This window comes from Acinetobacter apis (assembly GCF_900197575.1).
Taxonomy (GTDB): domain Bacteria; phylum Pseudomonadota; class Gammaproteobacteria; order Pseudomonadales; family Moraxellaceae; genus Acinetobacter; species Acinetobacter apis.
In genome coordinates this window covers 278,118-293,968 of sequence record NZ_FZLN01000001.1, presented here as the reverse complement: position 1 = coordinate 293,968, position 15,851 = coordinate 278,118, and the positions used below count along the sequence as shown (strand labels likewise).

13 protein-coding genes and 1 tRNA gene are annotated in these 15,851 nt (G+C 36.3%); 9 read left to right on the top strand and 5 right to left on the bottom strand.

Features of this window, described 5'->3' with window-relative positions; translation table 11 throughout:
- Window positions 1-24 precede the first annotated feature (24 nt).
- The 4 genes from purB (at window position 25) to CFY84_RS01270 (ending at window position 4,923) form a co-directional block, all read left to right on the top strand.
- Window positions 25-1,413 (top strand): adenylosuccinate lyase, encoded by a 1,389-nt coding sequence (purB, locus tag CFY84_RS01285; RefSeq protein ID WP_088822337.1) that lies wholly within the window; start codon window positions 25-27, stop codon window positions 1,411-1,413.
- Between the two features lie 306 nt (window positions 1,414-1,719).
- Window positions 1,720-2,829 (top strand): aldose epimerase family protein, encoded by a 1,110-nt coding sequence (locus CFY84_RS01280; RefSeq protein WP_407640180.1) that lies wholly within the window; start codon window positions 1,720-1,722, stop codon window positions 2,827-2,829.
- Window positions 2,830-3,013: 184 nt separating this feature from the next.
- Window positions 3,014-3,715, top strand: coding sequence for a pirin family protein (locus CFY84_RS01275; protein WP_088822335.1), 702 nt, complete (start codon window positions 3,014-3,016; stop codon window positions 3,713-3,715).
- Between the two features lie 452 nt (window positions 3,716-4,167).
- Window positions 4,168-4,923: a carbonic anhydrase gene (locus tag CFY84_RS01270; RefSeq protein ID WP_088822334.1), complete on the top strand. Its 756-nt coding sequence runs from the start codon at window positions 4,168-4,170 to the stop codon at window positions 4,921-4,923.
- A gap of 136 nt (window positions 4,924-5,059) precedes the next feature.
- On the opposite strand, the gene CFY84_RS01265 is transcribed toward CFY84_RS01270, so the two are convergent.
- Window positions 5,060-5,149 (bottom strand) — tRNA-Ser (locus CFY84_RS01265).
- Window positions 5,150-5,859: 710 nt separating this feature from the next.
- Here CFY84_RS01265 and CFY84_RS01260 point away from each other — a divergent pair.
- Window positions 5,860-6,996 (top strand): transglycosylase SLT domain-containing protein, encoded by a 1,137-nt coding sequence (locus tag CFY84_RS01260; protein ID WP_088822333.1) that lies wholly within the window; start codon window positions 5,860-5,862, stop codon window positions 6,994-6,996.
- Window positions 6,997-7,059: 63 nt separating this feature from the next.
- Here CFY84_RS01260 and CFY84_RS01255 read toward each other — a convergent pair whose 3' ends face one another.
- Both CFY84_RS01255 and ttcA read right to left on the bottom strand, forming a co-directional pair.
- A complete protein-coding gene (locus CFY84_RS01255) occupies window positions 7,060-7,446 on the bottom strand; it encodes an SCP2 sterol-binding domain-containing protein (RefSeq protein ID WP_088822332.1) in 387 nt (128 codons plus the stop codon).
- Between the two features lie 179 nt (window positions 7,447-7,625).
- A complete protein-coding gene (ttcA, locus tag CFY84_RS01250; protein WP_088822331.1) occupies window positions 7,626-8,531 on the bottom strand; it encodes a tRNA 2-thiocytidine(32) synthetase TtcA in 906 nt (301 codons plus the stop codon).
- Window positions 8,532-9,363: 832 nt separating this feature from the next.
- On the opposite strand from ttcA, the gene CFY84_RS01245 reads away from it, so the two are divergent.
- The 4 genes from CFY84_RS01245 (at window position 9,364) to htpX (ending at window position 13,234) form a co-directional block, all read left to right on the top strand.
- Complete coding sequence (locus CFY84_RS01245; protein WP_088822330.1) at window positions 9,364-10,764, top strand: mannitol dehydrogenase family protein; 1,401 nt, start codon at window positions 9,364-9,366, stop codon at window positions 10,762-10,764.
- Between the two features lie 28 nt (window positions 10,765-10,792).
- Window positions 10,793-11,248 (top strand): SemiSWEET family sugar transporter, encoded by a 456-nt coding sequence (locus CFY84_RS01240; RefSeq protein WP_213062815.1) that lies wholly within the window; start codon window positions 10,793-10,795, stop codon window positions 11,246-11,248.
- Between the two features lie 183 nt (window positions 11,249-11,431).
- The gene (locus CFY84_RS01235; RefSeq protein ID WP_088822329.1) at window positions 11,432-12,193 is read left to right on the top strand and encodes a lytic transglycosylase domain-containing protein; all 762 of its coding nucleotides are present in this window, start codon (window positions 11,432-11,434) and stop codon (window positions 12,191-12,193) included.
- A gap of 135 nt (window positions 12,194-12,328) precedes the next feature.
- Window positions 12,329-13,234, top strand: a complete 906-nt coding sequence (gene htpX / locus CFY84_RS01230; protein WP_088822328.1) for a protease HtpX — start codon at window positions 12,329-12,331, stop codon at window positions 13,232-13,234.
- Between the two features lie 527 nt (window positions 13,235-13,761).
- Here htpX and groL read toward each other — a convergent pair.
- The gene (gene groL, locus CFY84_RS01225) at window positions 13,762-15,396 is read right to left on the bottom strand and encodes a chaperonin GroEL (RefSeq protein ID WP_088822327.1); all 1,635 of its coding nucleotides are present in this window, start codon (window positions 15,394-15,396) and stop codon (window positions 13,762-13,764) included.
- Between the two features lie 52 nt (window positions 15,397-15,448).
- Window positions 15,449-15,739 (bottom strand): co-chaperone GroES, encoded by a 291-nt coding sequence (locus CFY84_RS01220; RefSeq protein ID WP_088822326.1) that lies wholly within the window; start codon window positions 15,737-15,739, stop codon window positions 15,449-15,451.
- Between the last annotated feature and the right edge of the window lie 112 nt (window positions 15,740-15,851).

Sequence of the window (15,851 nt, the reverse complement as noted above, 5' to 3'; positions counted from 1 at the left end):
CTGCACCATATCAAAGGAAGTTTTATGAATGCTTTAACTGCTCTTTCCCCTTTAGATGGACGTTATGCAAGTAAGTGTGATGCCCTACGCCCTTATTTATCTGAGTATGGTTTAATCCATGCACGTGTCACTGTTGAAATCCGTTGGTTACAGGCCCTGTCAAACCATGTGGAAATCACAGAAGTGCCACCTTTTAGCGCAGAAACGAATCAAATTTTAGATGCGATTGTGAGTGATTTCTCTGAAGCAGATGCACTGCGTATCAAAGACATCGAGCGCACGACCAACCATGATGTTAAAGCAGTTGAATACTTCTTAAAAGAAAAAACGGCACATGTGAATGAGCTTAAAACAGCAGGTGAATTCATTCATTTTGCATGTACTTCAGAAGATATCAATAATTTGTCACATGCATTAATGTTAAAAAATGGTCGTGAAGTCCTACTGACCTCAATGAACCAATTATTGACAGCAATCACCGATCTTGCAATCACGCATGCTGAACAACCCATGCTCTCTCGTACACATGGGCAAACTGCAAGCCCAACCACGCTTGGCAAAGAAATGGCCAATGTCGCTTATCGTTTAGCACGTCAAATCAAACAGTTTGAGCAGGTTCAACTTTTAGGTAAGATTAATGGTGCTGTAGGGAACTATAATGCGCATTTATCTGCTTATCCAAACATTGATTGGTCTGCACATGCACAAGACTTTATTTCATCATTGGGTCTAACTTTTAACCCATATACAACACAAATTGAACCGCATGATTATATGGCGGAGCTGTTTGATGCATTACGCCGTTTTAATACCATTTTGATCGACTTTAACCGTGATGTTTGGGGCTATATTTCACTTGGCTATTTCAAACAAAAATTAAAAGAAGGTGAAGTTGGCTCATCAACCATGCCACACAAAGTTAATCCAATTGATTTTGAAAACTCAGAAGGTAATTTAGGCATTGCCAATGCAGTACTTGCACATTTGGGTGAGAAATTACCAATTTCTCGTTGGCAGCGTGATTTAACAGACTCAACAGTCCTTCGTAATATGGGCGTTGGTTTTGCGCAAAGTTTAATTTCTTTTGATGCATGCTTAAAAGGTGTAAATAAACTTGAGTTAAATAGCCAACGTTTATTGGCTGATTTAGATCAAGCACAAGAAGTTCTTGCTGAGCCAATCCAAACAGTGATGCGTCGTTATAACATCGAAAAGCCATATGAAAAACTAAAAGCATTAACCCGTGGTCAAGCAATGACCCGTGACATGATGGTCAATTTTGTCAACAGTGATGAACTTGCACATGTTCCTTCAGCAGACCGTGCACGTCTAGTTGAATTAACACCTGCAACATACATTGGAAATGCAAAAGAACAAGCCCAACAAATTATTGAGCTGATTAAAACCATTTAATCTATCCATCGAATCAAAAACAGAGCTTAGGCTCTGTTTTTTAATTAATCGAAAAATAAATAATTTAATTTACAGTTTTCACCTGTATTTATGCTCAAAATCTGTTAAAAATATAATTACTTAAAACACTTAAAAAGTTTTATAGATATTATCATGCTGACTCAATTCACAGTCAGTTTTTCATTCAAGTCGTCATGTAAGACGCAACTTTAGGTCGTATGTATGAATGACTCATACAGCACCTAAATTTTTAAAAAGGAATCAATAATGAAAATAGGCCATAAACTAATAATAGGAGTTATCGGATTGACGCTCTCTACTCTTTCTAGCGCAGCTACACTCACAAGCCAACCCTATGGCACAACTAAAAATGGTCAAAAAGTTGATCTATATACAATGACCAACAAACATGGTGTATCGGTATCATTTATTAGCTATGGTGGTGTCATTACCCAAATCCTGACTCCTGATGCAAAAGGTAAGAAAGACAATATTGTATTGGGTTTTGACAATCTACATGGTTATGAAGTCACAGATACTGAGGCAGGATTTCATTTTGGTGCCCTAATCGGTCGATATGCCAATCGAATTGGTGGAGGCAAATTTACATTAGATGGTAAAACATATCAGCTTGAGAAAAATAATGGGCCAAATACGCTACATAGCGCAGGACTAGGCTATGACAAACGAGTATGGCAAGTCACACCATTAAGTCAGCAAGGTGAAACCGTTAAAGCATCTTTAAAGTTAACGAGCCCAGATGGTGATCAAGGCTTCCCAGGCCAATTACAAGTCGAAGTCATTTATAGTTTATCAGACAACAATGAATTTCAAATTGAGTATAAAGCCATGACAGATCAACCCACTGTAGTGAGCTTAACCAATCATAGCTACTTTAATTTAGCTGGTGCTAAAAATAGCCCTTATGGCGTGCTTGACCATATTTTACAAGTCAATGCAAATCAAATTTTGACAACTGATGCCAACTCATTACCTACAGGCGAAATTGCATCAGTAAAGGATACGCCTTTTGATTTTAATCAACCTAAAGCCATTTCACGTGATATTCGACATAACAATACACAACTTGGCTATGGTTTTGGTTATGACCAAACTTGGGTACTGAATCCAAGCAAAAATAAGTTAAACTTGGCAGCTAAAGTCATTGATCCAAAATCAAAAAGAACACTTGAGGTCAGTACCACTGAACCAAGTATTCAGGTCTATACCGCAAATCATTTGCCAGGTAATATTGTAGGCTCAGAAGGTGTCCTCTACCGTCAAGCAGATGCGATTGCTTTAGAAACACAGCAATACCCTGACAGCCCTAACCAGCCTAAATTTCCATCTACACGTTTAAATCCAGGTGATACATACCACAGTGTGACTGTATTTAAATTTGGTGTTAACCCATAATTTAGCAAACAAAATCATCGCTTGGCACTAAATTTAATTCATAAAGTTTAGTGCCTTTTTGTTGGTGCTCATCTAATTATATTGTCATATATTCAGAACATTGTGTTTCAAGCAGCATACTTACTCCATACTATAAAATGACTATGATGGATGACAGAGTAAATCGAATAAATATGAGGTTAATATGAGTAATACAACGTATTTACACCGTCATGAAGACCGTGGCCATGTACAAGCCAATTGGTTAAATACCTACCACAGTTTTTCTTTTGGTCAGTGGCAAGACCCTCGCTTTATGGGTGTAAGCGCATTACGTGTTATTAATGAAGATACTGTGTCACCCCACACAGGTTTTAGTATGCATGCACATGACAATATGGAAATCTTAACCTGTGTTTTATCGGGGACATTGACCCATAAAGACAGCATGGGCAACCATGGTTATATTCATGCAGGTGATTGGCAGTTGATGAGCGCAGGCTCAGGCGTGAGACACAGTGAAGTAAATGATCATGACACCCCTGTTCATTTATTACAAATTTGGTTGCATCCAAATGTTAGAAATGCGGATCCAACCTATCAACAAGTCCAGCTCAATCCAAAAGATGTACCCAACACATGGCATTTAATTGCAGGCGAGCAATCTTCAGCAAAAATGCACATTCGACAAGATGCAGAAATCAAAACTGCCTATTTAACCAAAGGGCATGAGTTGACTGTTAAAACATTACACGGACTTAATTATGTCCATGTTATTCAGGGTCAAATTACCATCGGTGAAACAATAGTTAAAACAGGTGATGCATTTGTTTTTTCAGATGTCTCTCAGGTGATCGCCAGTGAAGATACTCAAATCATTTGGTTTGATTTGCCAGCAAAAGCGTAAAAGTGTGGGTTTTATAACCCACTCTTTTTTTATATCAATAAAAACAAATAATATGTTTTTCTTAATAATCTATTAATCCAACCAATCAATAATAGACATATTGTCTATTGCCATGTTTTATCCATTAAACTTTAAAGTATACCAATTCAAATAAATTAATATAAATAAAATATAAATCACACTATTACCCATATTCTTCATCAAAACTACTGAATAGACAATCTGTTTAATTAATTACTAAAAAGCTGTCTAAAATTGCAAATTTCATATTGATTTCATCTCAAACTAAGAAAACCTTCAGAAATATAGTGCAAAGTTGGAACAATCAAATACACCAAAAATAAAATTCACGCGAGTCGATCTATCAAGGTAGCATTGTCGCCACATTTTAATTTGAAGTGATGTTTGGTCATTGAACATAGTCTGACATGCAAGCAAACGAGTGATTTGAAATGAAATATTTATTATTATTGTGTGGAGTTATATTTAGCATCAGTAACGTTACACAAGCGGCTGAAGTCATCCATTGGGGATACGACAAAGAAATCTCGCCTGAGCATTGGGCAGAACTTGATGAACACTATAAAGTCTGTAAAACAGGAAAAAACCAAACACCGATTAATATTGTTAACCCATACAAAAGCGCCATCAAACACAATTTAAAAATTGATTACAAAGCAACGCCGCACGATATTGTCTTTAATGGCCATACAGTACAAGTAAATACCAAAAAAGATGACCACAGTGACTTTATTGTTGTAGATCAACAAAAATATTATTTAAAGCAATTTCACTTTCATACGCCAAGTGAAAATCAGATCCAAGGTAAAAGTTTTCCGCTCGAATTACATTTTGTAAATGAAAATGCCGCAGGTGAACTGACTGTTCTTGCTGTGATGTTTAACATTGGCAGCATGAACACCGAATGGAATAAATTTTGGGCTGATTTATCGTTTAAAGAAAATGATGACAAAAATTTATCACGCACACTTAATTTAAATAACTTACTGCCAAAAAAATTAGAATACTATCGCTTCTCCGGTTCATTAACGACCCCACCTTGCTCTGAAGGTGTGAATTGGATTGTTCTTAAACATCCTCTGACCATCTCACAACAACAACTACAGTCATTTAAATTATTAATTACCAATCAAGATAATCACCGTCCAATCCAACCATTAAACGGGCGAATTATTCTTGAAGATTAAATGATCCGATTGATTTAAAGCATCAACATTCAGCACGCATTCTAAGATTGATCTACATCCACCAAAAACCTCTAGCGATTGCTTGAAATAGCCATAAAAAAAGCCCTTATAAAAATTTATAAGGGCTTTTCAAATTTGGCGGAAGCGGTGAGATTCGAACTCACGGAGGGGGTAAACCCTCGTCGGTTTTCAAGACCGGTGCATTAAACCGCTCTGCCACGCTTCCAATGCTCGCTATACTATAAACAAATCATAGACTTTGCAAATTATTTCTTATTCAACTGCATCAACAGCATAGAAAATAATCAACCTCATTTTAATTTCCTGCAAAACAAAGCGCTATTCTGCATTAAAATTCATGTTTGGATGGATATAATATAAACAAAATATAAGTAATAGTTTTAAATAATGCACCTCATCGAAAATTTAAATGAGAATTTTTAAGTCAAAAAAAATACTTGTTTCCTCTAAATTTTTCACATGCCGCTGCATGATTAAAATAGCTCATTATCAATCACTTCTTTCATATCATGAAAATATGCTATTGCACCGATTTATAAGGCGTTCCCACCAATGTATCGACTCGCTCATGCAATCACTTGTAACGAATTATAAACCCAATATTGGCCTTTTCATTTAAATAGATTGAATGAAATCATCACCTTATATAAAACAAAAACTCACAATTCCTAAAAAAAATCAAGTTTGACTTTTAATATTGATCTCTTTAATATGCCTAATCTTAATTTAACTGATTACTTTTTCATCTATGTTTTCTGAAGACCTCTGTTCATTTCCATCAAAGGTTCTCCCATAACCCTCGTCATTTAACATGGCGCACGACTGCCCTACACATTACTAGCAACTTACTGTGAGCGAGAAGCACCTGCTTTTCATGCTTTATTGGGTAGTTATTTTCTGTCGCGGAGTCATTACATGCACAGCAATATATCTAAAATGGCGAGGCATTTACGTCTTAAGTTAAAACCGAGTAGTTTGGCTTTTCGTTTATCGGTGACTGGACTTGCAATGCTTCCTGTTTTGCCTTTGCATGCCATTAGTGCAAAGAAAGAAATTAGCCAATATTCGGAGGTTATTAACAACAACAAACTGACTGTTGTTTCGGTAAAAAGTCCGAATACTGTGTTTGACAATGGACAAAGCCTACATGGTTTTGGATATGACTTGATGCGTAAATATGCAAAGAGTTTAAATGTTGAACTTGATTTTAAAATTGTTAAAGACAACGCTATTGCACTGCAACTTGTTGCAGATGGCAAAGCCAGCATGGCATTAACCAATGCCCCTCTAGAAGCAATTGAAGAAAAGAACTTAAGCTTTTTTTCTGCAACTTGCGGCAATATGAATGCACTTGAGCAAAATGGTTTAGACAGTACCATTAGTCTCGCAGTCAGCAATGCAACAGACCCTATTGCACAAACAGCAACAGGATTTACTTGTAAAGCCAAAGAAGATGGTTCAATTGATCAGTTGGCATCATTCTATAATCACAATATTGTAGAACCTGAAGCATGGGATTTAATTGAACGTAATTTGAAATTGCGTATGCCAATTTATCAAGCCAGTTTTCAGCGCGAAGCTGAAAAATATGACTTAGATTGGCATGTCTTGGCAGCGATGGGCTATCAAGAATCATATTTAAAGCCAAATTCCATTTCACCGACAGGTGTGCGCGGTTTAATGATGCTCACTAACAATACAGCCAAAGCCATGGGTGTTACCAATCGAAATGACCCATCTCAAAGTATTGAAGGTGGCGCAAAGTATTTTGACTCATTACTGAGCCAATATGATGGTATTGCTTTACCTGACCGAGCTTGGTATGCACTAGTCGCTTATAATATGGGGCCTAATGCACTCTCAACTATTCAGCGTAAAGTGCAAGCACAAGGCAATAATCCAAATGAATGGATTAACGTGTATAGCTATTTAAAGAGCAATCAAAGTGCAAACTCAAAATATAAGCAAGCTGTGCAATATGTCACACGTATTCGCGCTTACTTAGAACATATTCAGATCAACCATGCTGAGCCTGAAGAAATCGAAGTATAATGCTTTGATGCCATACATAAAAAAGCGAGCATATAGGCTCGCTTTTTTATGCTTAACAGCAGATTAAACAGTATGTTCGAGTATTTGTTTAAATAATGCTTTTTGTTCACGGCTTGGCTTAGCTGTTTGCAGTGTCATCAACTGCGACATATCGCCTTGTACTTTAATTTTTCCAGTCATAAATGCTTGCATTGCTGCTGTCATATCAAACTCTAAAAAAACTTTCCGTAACGTTTGTGAATCCATGTTCAACGTGGTTTTAGCGTGATCTGCCAAACCTTTTTGGATTTTCCCACCTGCTAGCGACAATTCTGTTGCACTTCCTGCAAAATCGGAAACAATTAAATTGATGACCAAGTTCTGTAATGCTGGCGTTAAATTTAACTCTCCAGCTTCAGATGTTAATTGATCAACCTTAGCAAACCAGTCTTGTGTTAAAAAAGCAGGCATGTATTTTCCTCTAAACCATAAAATCCATTGTACTACAGTGATTCAATGCCAATACAATATGCTCATATAATGAACAGTATTGTTCGACCTAACTTTAGAGTACACCATCTAAAGCCATAAAACATGACTTTTATGGCTTTTCATATTAAATGCACCACTTGATTGGTTTTATAACTGTGTTAATCAGCCATAAAGCTCAAGTTCACAAGATCTAAACGTTTTTTAGTTTCTTCAGGATCTTTAAAGTCAATTTCACGTTGCTGATCCAATGCTTCAAAGTCAAATAAGTCACGATCTGCCATTTGTGAAGGCGAGATGTTCTGTAATGCTCCAAAAATACTGTGTAAACGCTTTGGATGCTGTTTATCCCACTCACGCAACATATCATTGATCATGGCGCGCTGTAAGTTGTCTTGAGAGCCGCACAAATTACATGGAATAATTGGAAATTTACGCATTTCTGCATATTTGATAATGTCTTTTTCTTCAACATAAGCCAATGGACGAATCAAAATATTCTTTTTATCTGTAGAGAGCAATTTAGGTGGCATTGCCTTTAAACTGCCGCCATGAAACAGATTTAAAAAGAAAGTTGCCATAATGTCATCACGGTGATGCCCTAAAGCCACTTTAGTTGCACCAATTTCTTGTGCAAAACCATATAATGACCCACGGCGTAATCTTGAGCACACAGCACAATATGTTTTCCCTTCGGGAGTTAACTTTTTGGTGATGCTATAGGTATCTTTTTCTAGAATATAATAAGGAATATTATTTTCTTCAAGATAACGTGGAAGCACATCTTCAGGAAAACCTGGTTGTTTCTGATCAAGATTCACAGCAACAACATCAAAATTAATTGGTGCAATGCGCTTGAACTGCAATAAAATATCTAGCAATGTATAACTGTCTTTACCACCTGAAATACACACCATCACTTTATCGCCCTCTTCGATCATTTTATAATCTCGAATGGCGTGACCGACTTGACGGCGTAGCTTTTTCAACAAACGATGATAAGATGAACTTGTTGGCAACTCAGGCTTAAAATTAAAACCTTGAGCAGACTCAATTGAAGAGTACATAGACGACGTAAACCCTTAAAAAAATATCGCACGATTCTATCTGAATCTCACCTTATTCGCATCTGTCTTGCTTAAATTTCATCAAATTTTTATGTAGTGCTTAAAATCTTTTCTATCATTTGTTACTACACAGTTCAAAATAGTTTTTACCTTTTTTTGTTTCTTTGTCATCACTTTTTCATATTCTATGCGCTAAGATGAGATTCTATATGTATATTTTTTACACACAGATTGATCCTTATTCATACAATTGTTACTTTTCCACAAAACCTGTGGATAAGTTTGTGGATTAATGAGGTATTGACAAAAATGACCATAGGAACTGTAAGGGTTTCCTTTGGTTTGTATAAATTTTATACAGCAAATAAATATATTTAAAAACAACAACTTAGTTAAGTCAATACTCTGTAAATAAAAAAAAATTAATTTTTTTCCACTTTAAATAGATTAAAAAAATACTTGATTTTTACCATTTAGATTGTTAGCACGATTCATGTGAATAATCTTCTCTCTGCTTTCGCGCTATGCTGAAAAAAAGTAAGCTTTTCATTTAATTTGTTACAAAATCTGTCATAATTCGAAAGAAGATATGATATTTAATGCCATACAGCTTAAAACAAGTTAATAAATCATTATTTTTCAGTAAATTATCAATAAAAATTTTTAGTTTTTTATGGTGAATAATTCAGCATAAACCATAAAAAACCTGCTCAAAACACAATAAACAACAAGACAAAGTGATCACTTTCGCCATATATTTTTTTTAATTATTTTCAGTTAGTGCTAAGCTAAAAACACAATAAAGCAAACCTCAATTGAGGAAGGAGACAGTTTGAGTAGGCAAGAAGTCGAAACTGACTTAACACATATTTGGCTGCATTTAGGTGCAAGCGCATTTTTTCGATCACATCAAGCTTTTTATTTAAATGAACTACATAAAAAAGGAGACAAATCTTGGCAAATGCACTTAGCCAACATTAGAAACAGTGCATCACAAGAAACGTTACAACAACTTCAAAAGCAAGATGGCAACTATACGCTAGAAATTGTGTCACCTGATGGTCACACCGATTACCAACCAATCGAATGTATAAAAAAAATAATTTTATGGGACAGTAAACTCCAATCTGTTGTTTCATCTGGTGCCCACCCTGCCACGAAAATTATTTCTTTCACAGTTACCGAAAGCGGCTACTTTCTTAAAGAAGATGGCTCACTTGATCTCGAACATCCAGCAATACAAGCTGACCTTTTGGCTGAAAGTGAAATAAATACTTTATATGGCACGTTATATCGCATACTAGATCAGCGAATGCAAAATGATGCAGGACCTGTCAACCTGTTGTGCTGTGATAATTTAAGAGACAACGGAACAAGCTTTTCCGTCGGTTTACGTGATTTTATTCAAGCAAAAAACAATAATGCGCTTTTGTCTTGGGTTGAACACAACACATCTGCACCGAATAGTATGGTTGATCGGATCACACCAAAATTCGACCCAAGCATTCATGAACGCATGGCAAAACAAAAACTTCCTCATGACGAAGTGCCGTTAACATGTGAACATTACACACGCTGGGTATTAGAAAACCATTTTGCAGCGCCTCATCCTAATTTAAGCCAAGTCGGTGTTGAGTTGGTTAAAGATGTTGCACCTTATGAAGAAGCAAAAATTAGGCTTTTAAATGCAAGTCATAGTGGATTGTCATGGTATGGTGCACTGACGCATAAAACATATATTCATGAAACTCTAGAACCTGCTATTACGTCTATTTTTGAAGTCTATGCAAAAGACAATGTTGAATTTGCATTAAAGAGCCGCGGAATTGCATTAAATGCCAATGTAGAATGTAAAACCATTTTAGATCGTTTCCGTAGCCCGTATGTTAAAGATACGGTGGCACGTGTGTCATCGGACAGTATTTCTAAACTCCGTGGCTTCATTCTGCCAACCATTAAAGATTGTCTAGACCGAAATAAAATTCCATTTGCAGCCTTAAAGTTATTGGCACTATATTATTTATTTCTAGAAAAGCATTATCACAACGCACTTGATTTTGAATATAAAGACAGTGCAATTTCTGAGATCAATTTAGAACACATTTTTTCTGCTTCCAATCCAATCACTGAGTTTGTGAATTATTCAGCACTTTGGGGTTCTTTAATTGACAATGAAACATTCACTCATGAATTGATTTCAGCCATTGAAGATGCAAAACAAAAGCTCAGGTGAAACCCATTTTTTTATTTAGGATTGAAATATGACAAAAACTTATATCAAGCATATCTACATTGTACTTGGGACCCTAATTGCCCTCGCAATCTCTGTATCAATTTTATATCAATGGCCGTCAGCATTAGGTGCACTTGCTGCTTGGGTAACCACAGGTTCTTTTTCTTTACAGGTGATTCATATCATCAAAAGAAAAGATACATCAGGCGTCTCTTTAGGTATGTATGCTGCTTTATTTTTTGGTACAGCAAGTTGGACATTTTACGGTTTCAAAATGGGCGTTTTCCCAGTCATGATCGCAAATGGTTTAACAGCAGTATTGGCAACTGTTGTAATTATGCTTAAGTTATATCATGAGCATCCGCTTAAATTGATTGAAAAGTTACGTGAAAAACGACGTAAACGTGCTGCACTAAAAAGAGAAAAAGCAGAAACTAAACGTAAAGCCAAAGCAGAGGCAAAATTAAAGCAAGGTTTAAAATAACGGTATCTTGAGTTTTTTACTGTCATATCTCAACCAAAAGCAGATCATATAATCACCGTTTTTATGTGATCTGCCTTCCAACTGATCTTGTCTTGTTACGTAAATTCTACAATTATTCTTGCATTTGTAGCACTTGGTTGTTAAAAACATAGCAATTACTCTTTTCTTTTGAACAAACTATTTATGTTCCAGCGAAATTGCGCGCTTTGTTTTATTGTTTTATTGCACATGATCAGTTCAGCACATGCTGTAAGTATTTATACTTATCGTAATCAAGATGGTGGGACCTTGTTTACGAATCAAGTTCAAAACAATAAAACACTAACCAAAATGAATGTAACTTACTACCCTGATAGTAATATTCACAGTTATAAAAATTGGGGAAAATCTGAATCTGCAGTTTTACCAAGCTTTAGCCAAAATAAAAATAAGTTTGATTCAATCATTTCAAGTGCAGCTGCAAAATACCAAGTCCCTGAAGGTTTGGTTAAAGCCATTATGCATACTGAATCAAGCTTTAATATTTACGCAAAATCGCCTGTGGGCGCACAAGGCTTAATGCAATTGATGCCAGCAACAGCAAAACGTTTTAATGTTAATGACAGCTATAATCCGCATGAAAACATTCATGCAGGTGCAAAATATTTAAGTATTTTACTCAAGCGATTTAATGGCAACACCAGTTTAGCTTTGGCTGCCTATAATGCAGGTGAAGGCAATATTCACAAATATGGTGGTATCCCTCCTTTTAAAGAAACACAAAACTATGTAGTACGTGTCATGAGCCGGTATAAAAACTTATATGCATCTCAATTAGATTTAGTCGCAAAAAATATAGAACGCCCTGCATCTAAATCCATCAAGCCAGCTTATTACAAAAAAATTGTCCAAACAGCTGATGGCACCTATACCGAAGTTACTACTGCATATGCTGTTAGCAACTAATGTTTAACTTAAATTGTGTAATTGATATTCAAATATAAACCAAATTTTGCTTGAATTTTAAAATATCAAACCACATAGTAATCTTTACTGTCTTATATTTAAATTATGAGCCCATTTTTAAAGAGGAAATACTAAATGATGCGGATTGGTTTGTTTTTGCTTACCAACCTCGCGGTACTGGTTGTCGCTGGTCTTATTTTGTCAGTCTTAGGTGTCGGGAGTTACCATGGTGCAGGTGGTCTCAAGATAACTAATTTGCTTGTATTCTGTTTTGTCTTTGGTATGGTTGGTTCTTTTGTTTCGTTATTCATGTCTAAATGGATGGCAAAAAAAACAACAGGTACTGAGCTGATTGATCCAAATGCGCCACGCAGTCAAGCAGAGGTTGTTTTACTACAAATGGTTGCTGATTTATCGCAACGTGCACAAATTAAAATGCCTGAAGTGGGTATTTTCCCTTCGTATCAATCTAATGCGTTTGCAACAGGCTGGAATAAAAACGATGCTTTAGTTGCTGTATCAAGTGGTTTACTTGAACGCATGAACCAAGATGAACTTCGTGCAGTCTTGGCACACGAAATTGGTCACGTAGCCAATGGCGATATGGTGACATTGTCGCTTGTTCAAGGTGTTGTAAACACCTTTGTGATGTTCTTTGCACGTATTGCTGGTGACTTTATTGACCGTAACGTATTTGGTCGTGAAGAAGGTGAAGCACCTGGTATTGCTTATTTTGTCATTACAATGGTATTAGATATTGTCTTTGGTATTTTAGCGAGCGCAGTTGTTATGTGGTTCTCACGCTATCGTGAATATCGTGCAGATGAAGCCGGTGCACAACTTGCAGGTAAACAAGCCATGATTTCAGCATTGCTACGTTTACAAGCTGAGACTGAGTTACCAGATCAAATGCCAAGAGAAATGAAAGCACTGTCTATTACTGAAGGTAAAGAGCAGGGTTTTAGCTTAGCTGCCCTATTCCAAACTCATCCAACTATCGAACAGCGTGTTGAAGCATTACAGCGTCTAAATTGCCCTTAATAATTTAGAGGCTTCACAGCTCAATAAAATAAAGTCCTATCTAGGGCTTTATTTTTAAGCAAAAAAAAGGCCATACTCTGTCAGTAGGAGTATGACCCAAAATTAGGAAACTACAGCAGAATTCCTATGCTTTTATAATAGTTTTTTTAGCTTAAATAAAACTTAAATTTATCAACAATCTGTTTTGAATTTTTAGGTTTTTAATCAAATGCTCAAATTAATTTCAATGATTTAATTCATCAAACGTGCTTAATCCTCTCATTCAATCAAATACTCAACTACAGTATGCATCTTCATTTTATTCAGAAAAAATATTCATCTATGACATCATTTTATGTTTTAGAAAGTTTTGTCTTAGGTATGAAGCATAATTTCTTTGTATGTTCACAAATACTTTGGTAGTTTTTTCTAGCACAGTTTAATCCACAAGTTTTCTATTTTTTAAATTATTAATCTCACTCCAAACTAGAAGCATAAAAAAGGTCGCGAATAGCGACCTTTTTTAATATAATTATCAAGTGAGCGGCTTACATCATGCCGCCCATTCCACCCATACCGCCCATGTCTGGTGCAGCTGGTTTGTCTTCAGGAATATCAGTAATCATTGCTTCAGTTGTTAGCATTAAACCTGCAACAGATGCTGCATGCTCAAGTGCTGAACGTGTTACTTTTGCAGGATCAAGAATACCCATTTCAATCATATCGCCATATTCTGATGTTGCTGCGTTATAACCATAGTTGCCTTGACCTTGCTTTACAGCATTAATCACAACTGATGGCTCACCGCCTGCATTTGATACGATTTGACGGAACGGCGCTTCAATCGCACGGCGTAAAATATTTACACCAACGGTTTGATCATCATTCTCGCCTTTTAGGTTTTCAAGCTGTGCAACTGCACGTACTAGTGCAACACCACCACCTGCAACCACACCTTCTTCAACCGCAGCACGTGTTGCATGTAATGCATCATCAACACGGTCTTTTTTCTCTTTCATTTCAACTTCTGTTGCAGCACCGATTTTAATTACTGCAACACCGCCTGCTAATTTAGCAACACGTTCTTGTAGTTTTTCACGGTCATATTCAGATGTTGATTCTTCAATTTGAGCACGGATTTGCTGAACACGTTCAGAAATCAAATCAGCATGACCTGCACCATCAACAATTACTGTATTTTCTTTAGACACAGTCACTTTATGTGCTGTACCTAAATCTTCAAGTGTTGCTTTTTCTAAAGACATACCAACTTCTTCAGAAATTACATTTGCGCCAGTTAACACAGCAATATCTTGTAGCATTGCTTTACGACGGTCACCAAAGCCTGGTGCTTTCACCGCACATACTTTGATAATGCCACGCATATTGTTAACAACAAGTGTTGCTAGTGCCTCACCTTCAACATCTTCAGCAATGATAAGTAATGGTTTACCTGTTTTTGCAACGGCTTCAAGTGTTGAAATCAATTCACGAATATTGCTGATTTTTTTATCCACCAACAAAATGAATGGATTTTCAAGTTCAGCTGTTAACGTTTCCGGTTTGTTTGAGAAGTATGGGCTTAAATAACCACGATCGAACTGCATACCTTCAACAACGTCAAGCGCATCTTCAAAGCCTGAACCTTCTTCAACAGTAATAACGCCTTCTTTACCTACTTTTTCCATTGCTTGAGCAATCAATTTGCCCACGGTATGGTCTGAGTTTGCAGAAATTGAACCCACTTGTTCAATCGCTTTAAAATCATCTGCAGGTGTTGAATTTTCACGAATGCTTTCAACAACTTTTTTAACTGCTAAATCAATACCGCGTTTTAAATCCATTGGATTCATACCCGCAGTCACTGATTTAATACCTTCATTTAGAATAGCTTGTGCAAGTACTGTTGCTGTTGTTGTACCATCACCTGCCACATCATTGGTTTTTGAAGATACTTCGCGCACCAATTGTGCACCCATATTTTCAAATTTATCAGCCAATGTAATTTCTTTTGCTACAGTTACACCATCTTTCGTGATGTGTGGTGCACCAAATGAACGATCGATTACAACGTTTCTGCCTTTCGGTCCTAAAGTAACCTTCACTGCATCTGCTAAAACGTTTACACCAGCAATCATTTTTGAACGTGCTGAATCACCAAATTTAATATCTTTAGCTGACATAATTTACTCCGATTTTTATTTCATTGATTAGATATATAAGTTAGATCGAAATTTAGCCTTCTAAAATTGCTAAAATATCAGACTCTTTCATGATCAATAATTCTTCTGAATCAACTTTAACCGTTGTTCCTGCATATGTACCAAATAAAACTTTGTCACCTACTTTAACATCTAAAGCACGCACTCCATTGTCAGTAATTTGACCGTTACCTACAGCAATAACCTCACCTTGAGATGGTTTTTCAGCTGCTGAACCAGGTAATAAAATGCCACCTGCTGTTTTTGCTTCTTCTTCAACACGACGAATAACAACACGGTCATGTAACGGGCGAATAGTGCTCATACATCAAACTCCAATCAGACTTAAGTTTATTTATAAGATGTCAGTCTTATTGCTATGTCAGATTCTGACATCTATAAGTTTATTGAGATGGTTCTTTTTTGGGGATGAAACC

Excerpts from the sequence above, each read along its gene's own strand:
- ttcA (WP_088822331.1), bottom strand. The coding sequence starts at position 8,531 with ATGTACTCTTCAATTGAGTCTGCTCAAGGTTTTAATTTTAAGCCTGAG.
- CFY84_RS01220 (WP_088822326.1), bottom strand. The coding sequence starts at position 15,739 with ATGAGCACTATTCGCCCGTTACATGACCGTGTTGTTATTCGTCGTGTT.
- htpX (WP_088822328.1), top strand. The coding sequence starts at position 12,329 with ATGATGCGGATTGGTTTGTTTTTGCTTACCAACCTCGCGGTACTGGTT.
- purB (WP_088822337.1), top strand. The coding sequence starts at position 25 with ATGAATGCTTTAACTGCTCTTTCCCCTTTAGATGGACGTTATGCAAGT.
- CFY84_RS01255 (WP_088822332.1), bottom strand. The coding sequence starts at position 7,446 with ATGCCTGCTTTTTTAACACAAGACTGGTTTGCTAAGGTTGATCAATTA.
- CFY84_RS01270 (WP_088822334.1), top strand. The coding sequence starts at position 4,168 with ATGAAATATTTATTATTATTGTGTGGAGTTATATTTAGCATCAGTAAC.
- CFY84_RS01235 (WP_088822329.1), top strand. The coding sequence starts at position 11,432 with ATGTTCCAGCGAAATTGCGCGCTTTGTTTTATTGTTTTATTGCACATG.
- CFY84_RS01275 (WP_088822335.1), top strand. The coding sequence starts at position 3,014 with ATGAGTAATACAACGTATTTACACCGTCATGAAGACCGTGGCCATGTA.
- CFY84_RS01260 (WP_088822333.1), top strand. The coding sequence starts at position 5,860 with ATGCACAGCAATATATCTAAAATGGCGAGGCATTTACGTCTTAAGTTA.
- groL (WP_088822327.1), bottom strand. The coding sequence starts at position 15,396 with ATGTCAGCTAAAGATATTAAATTTGGTGATTCAGCACGTTCAAAAATG.
- CFY84_RS01240 (WP_213062815.1), top strand. The coding sequence starts at position 10,793 with ATGACAAAAACTTATATCAAGCATATCTACATTGTACTTGGGACCCTA.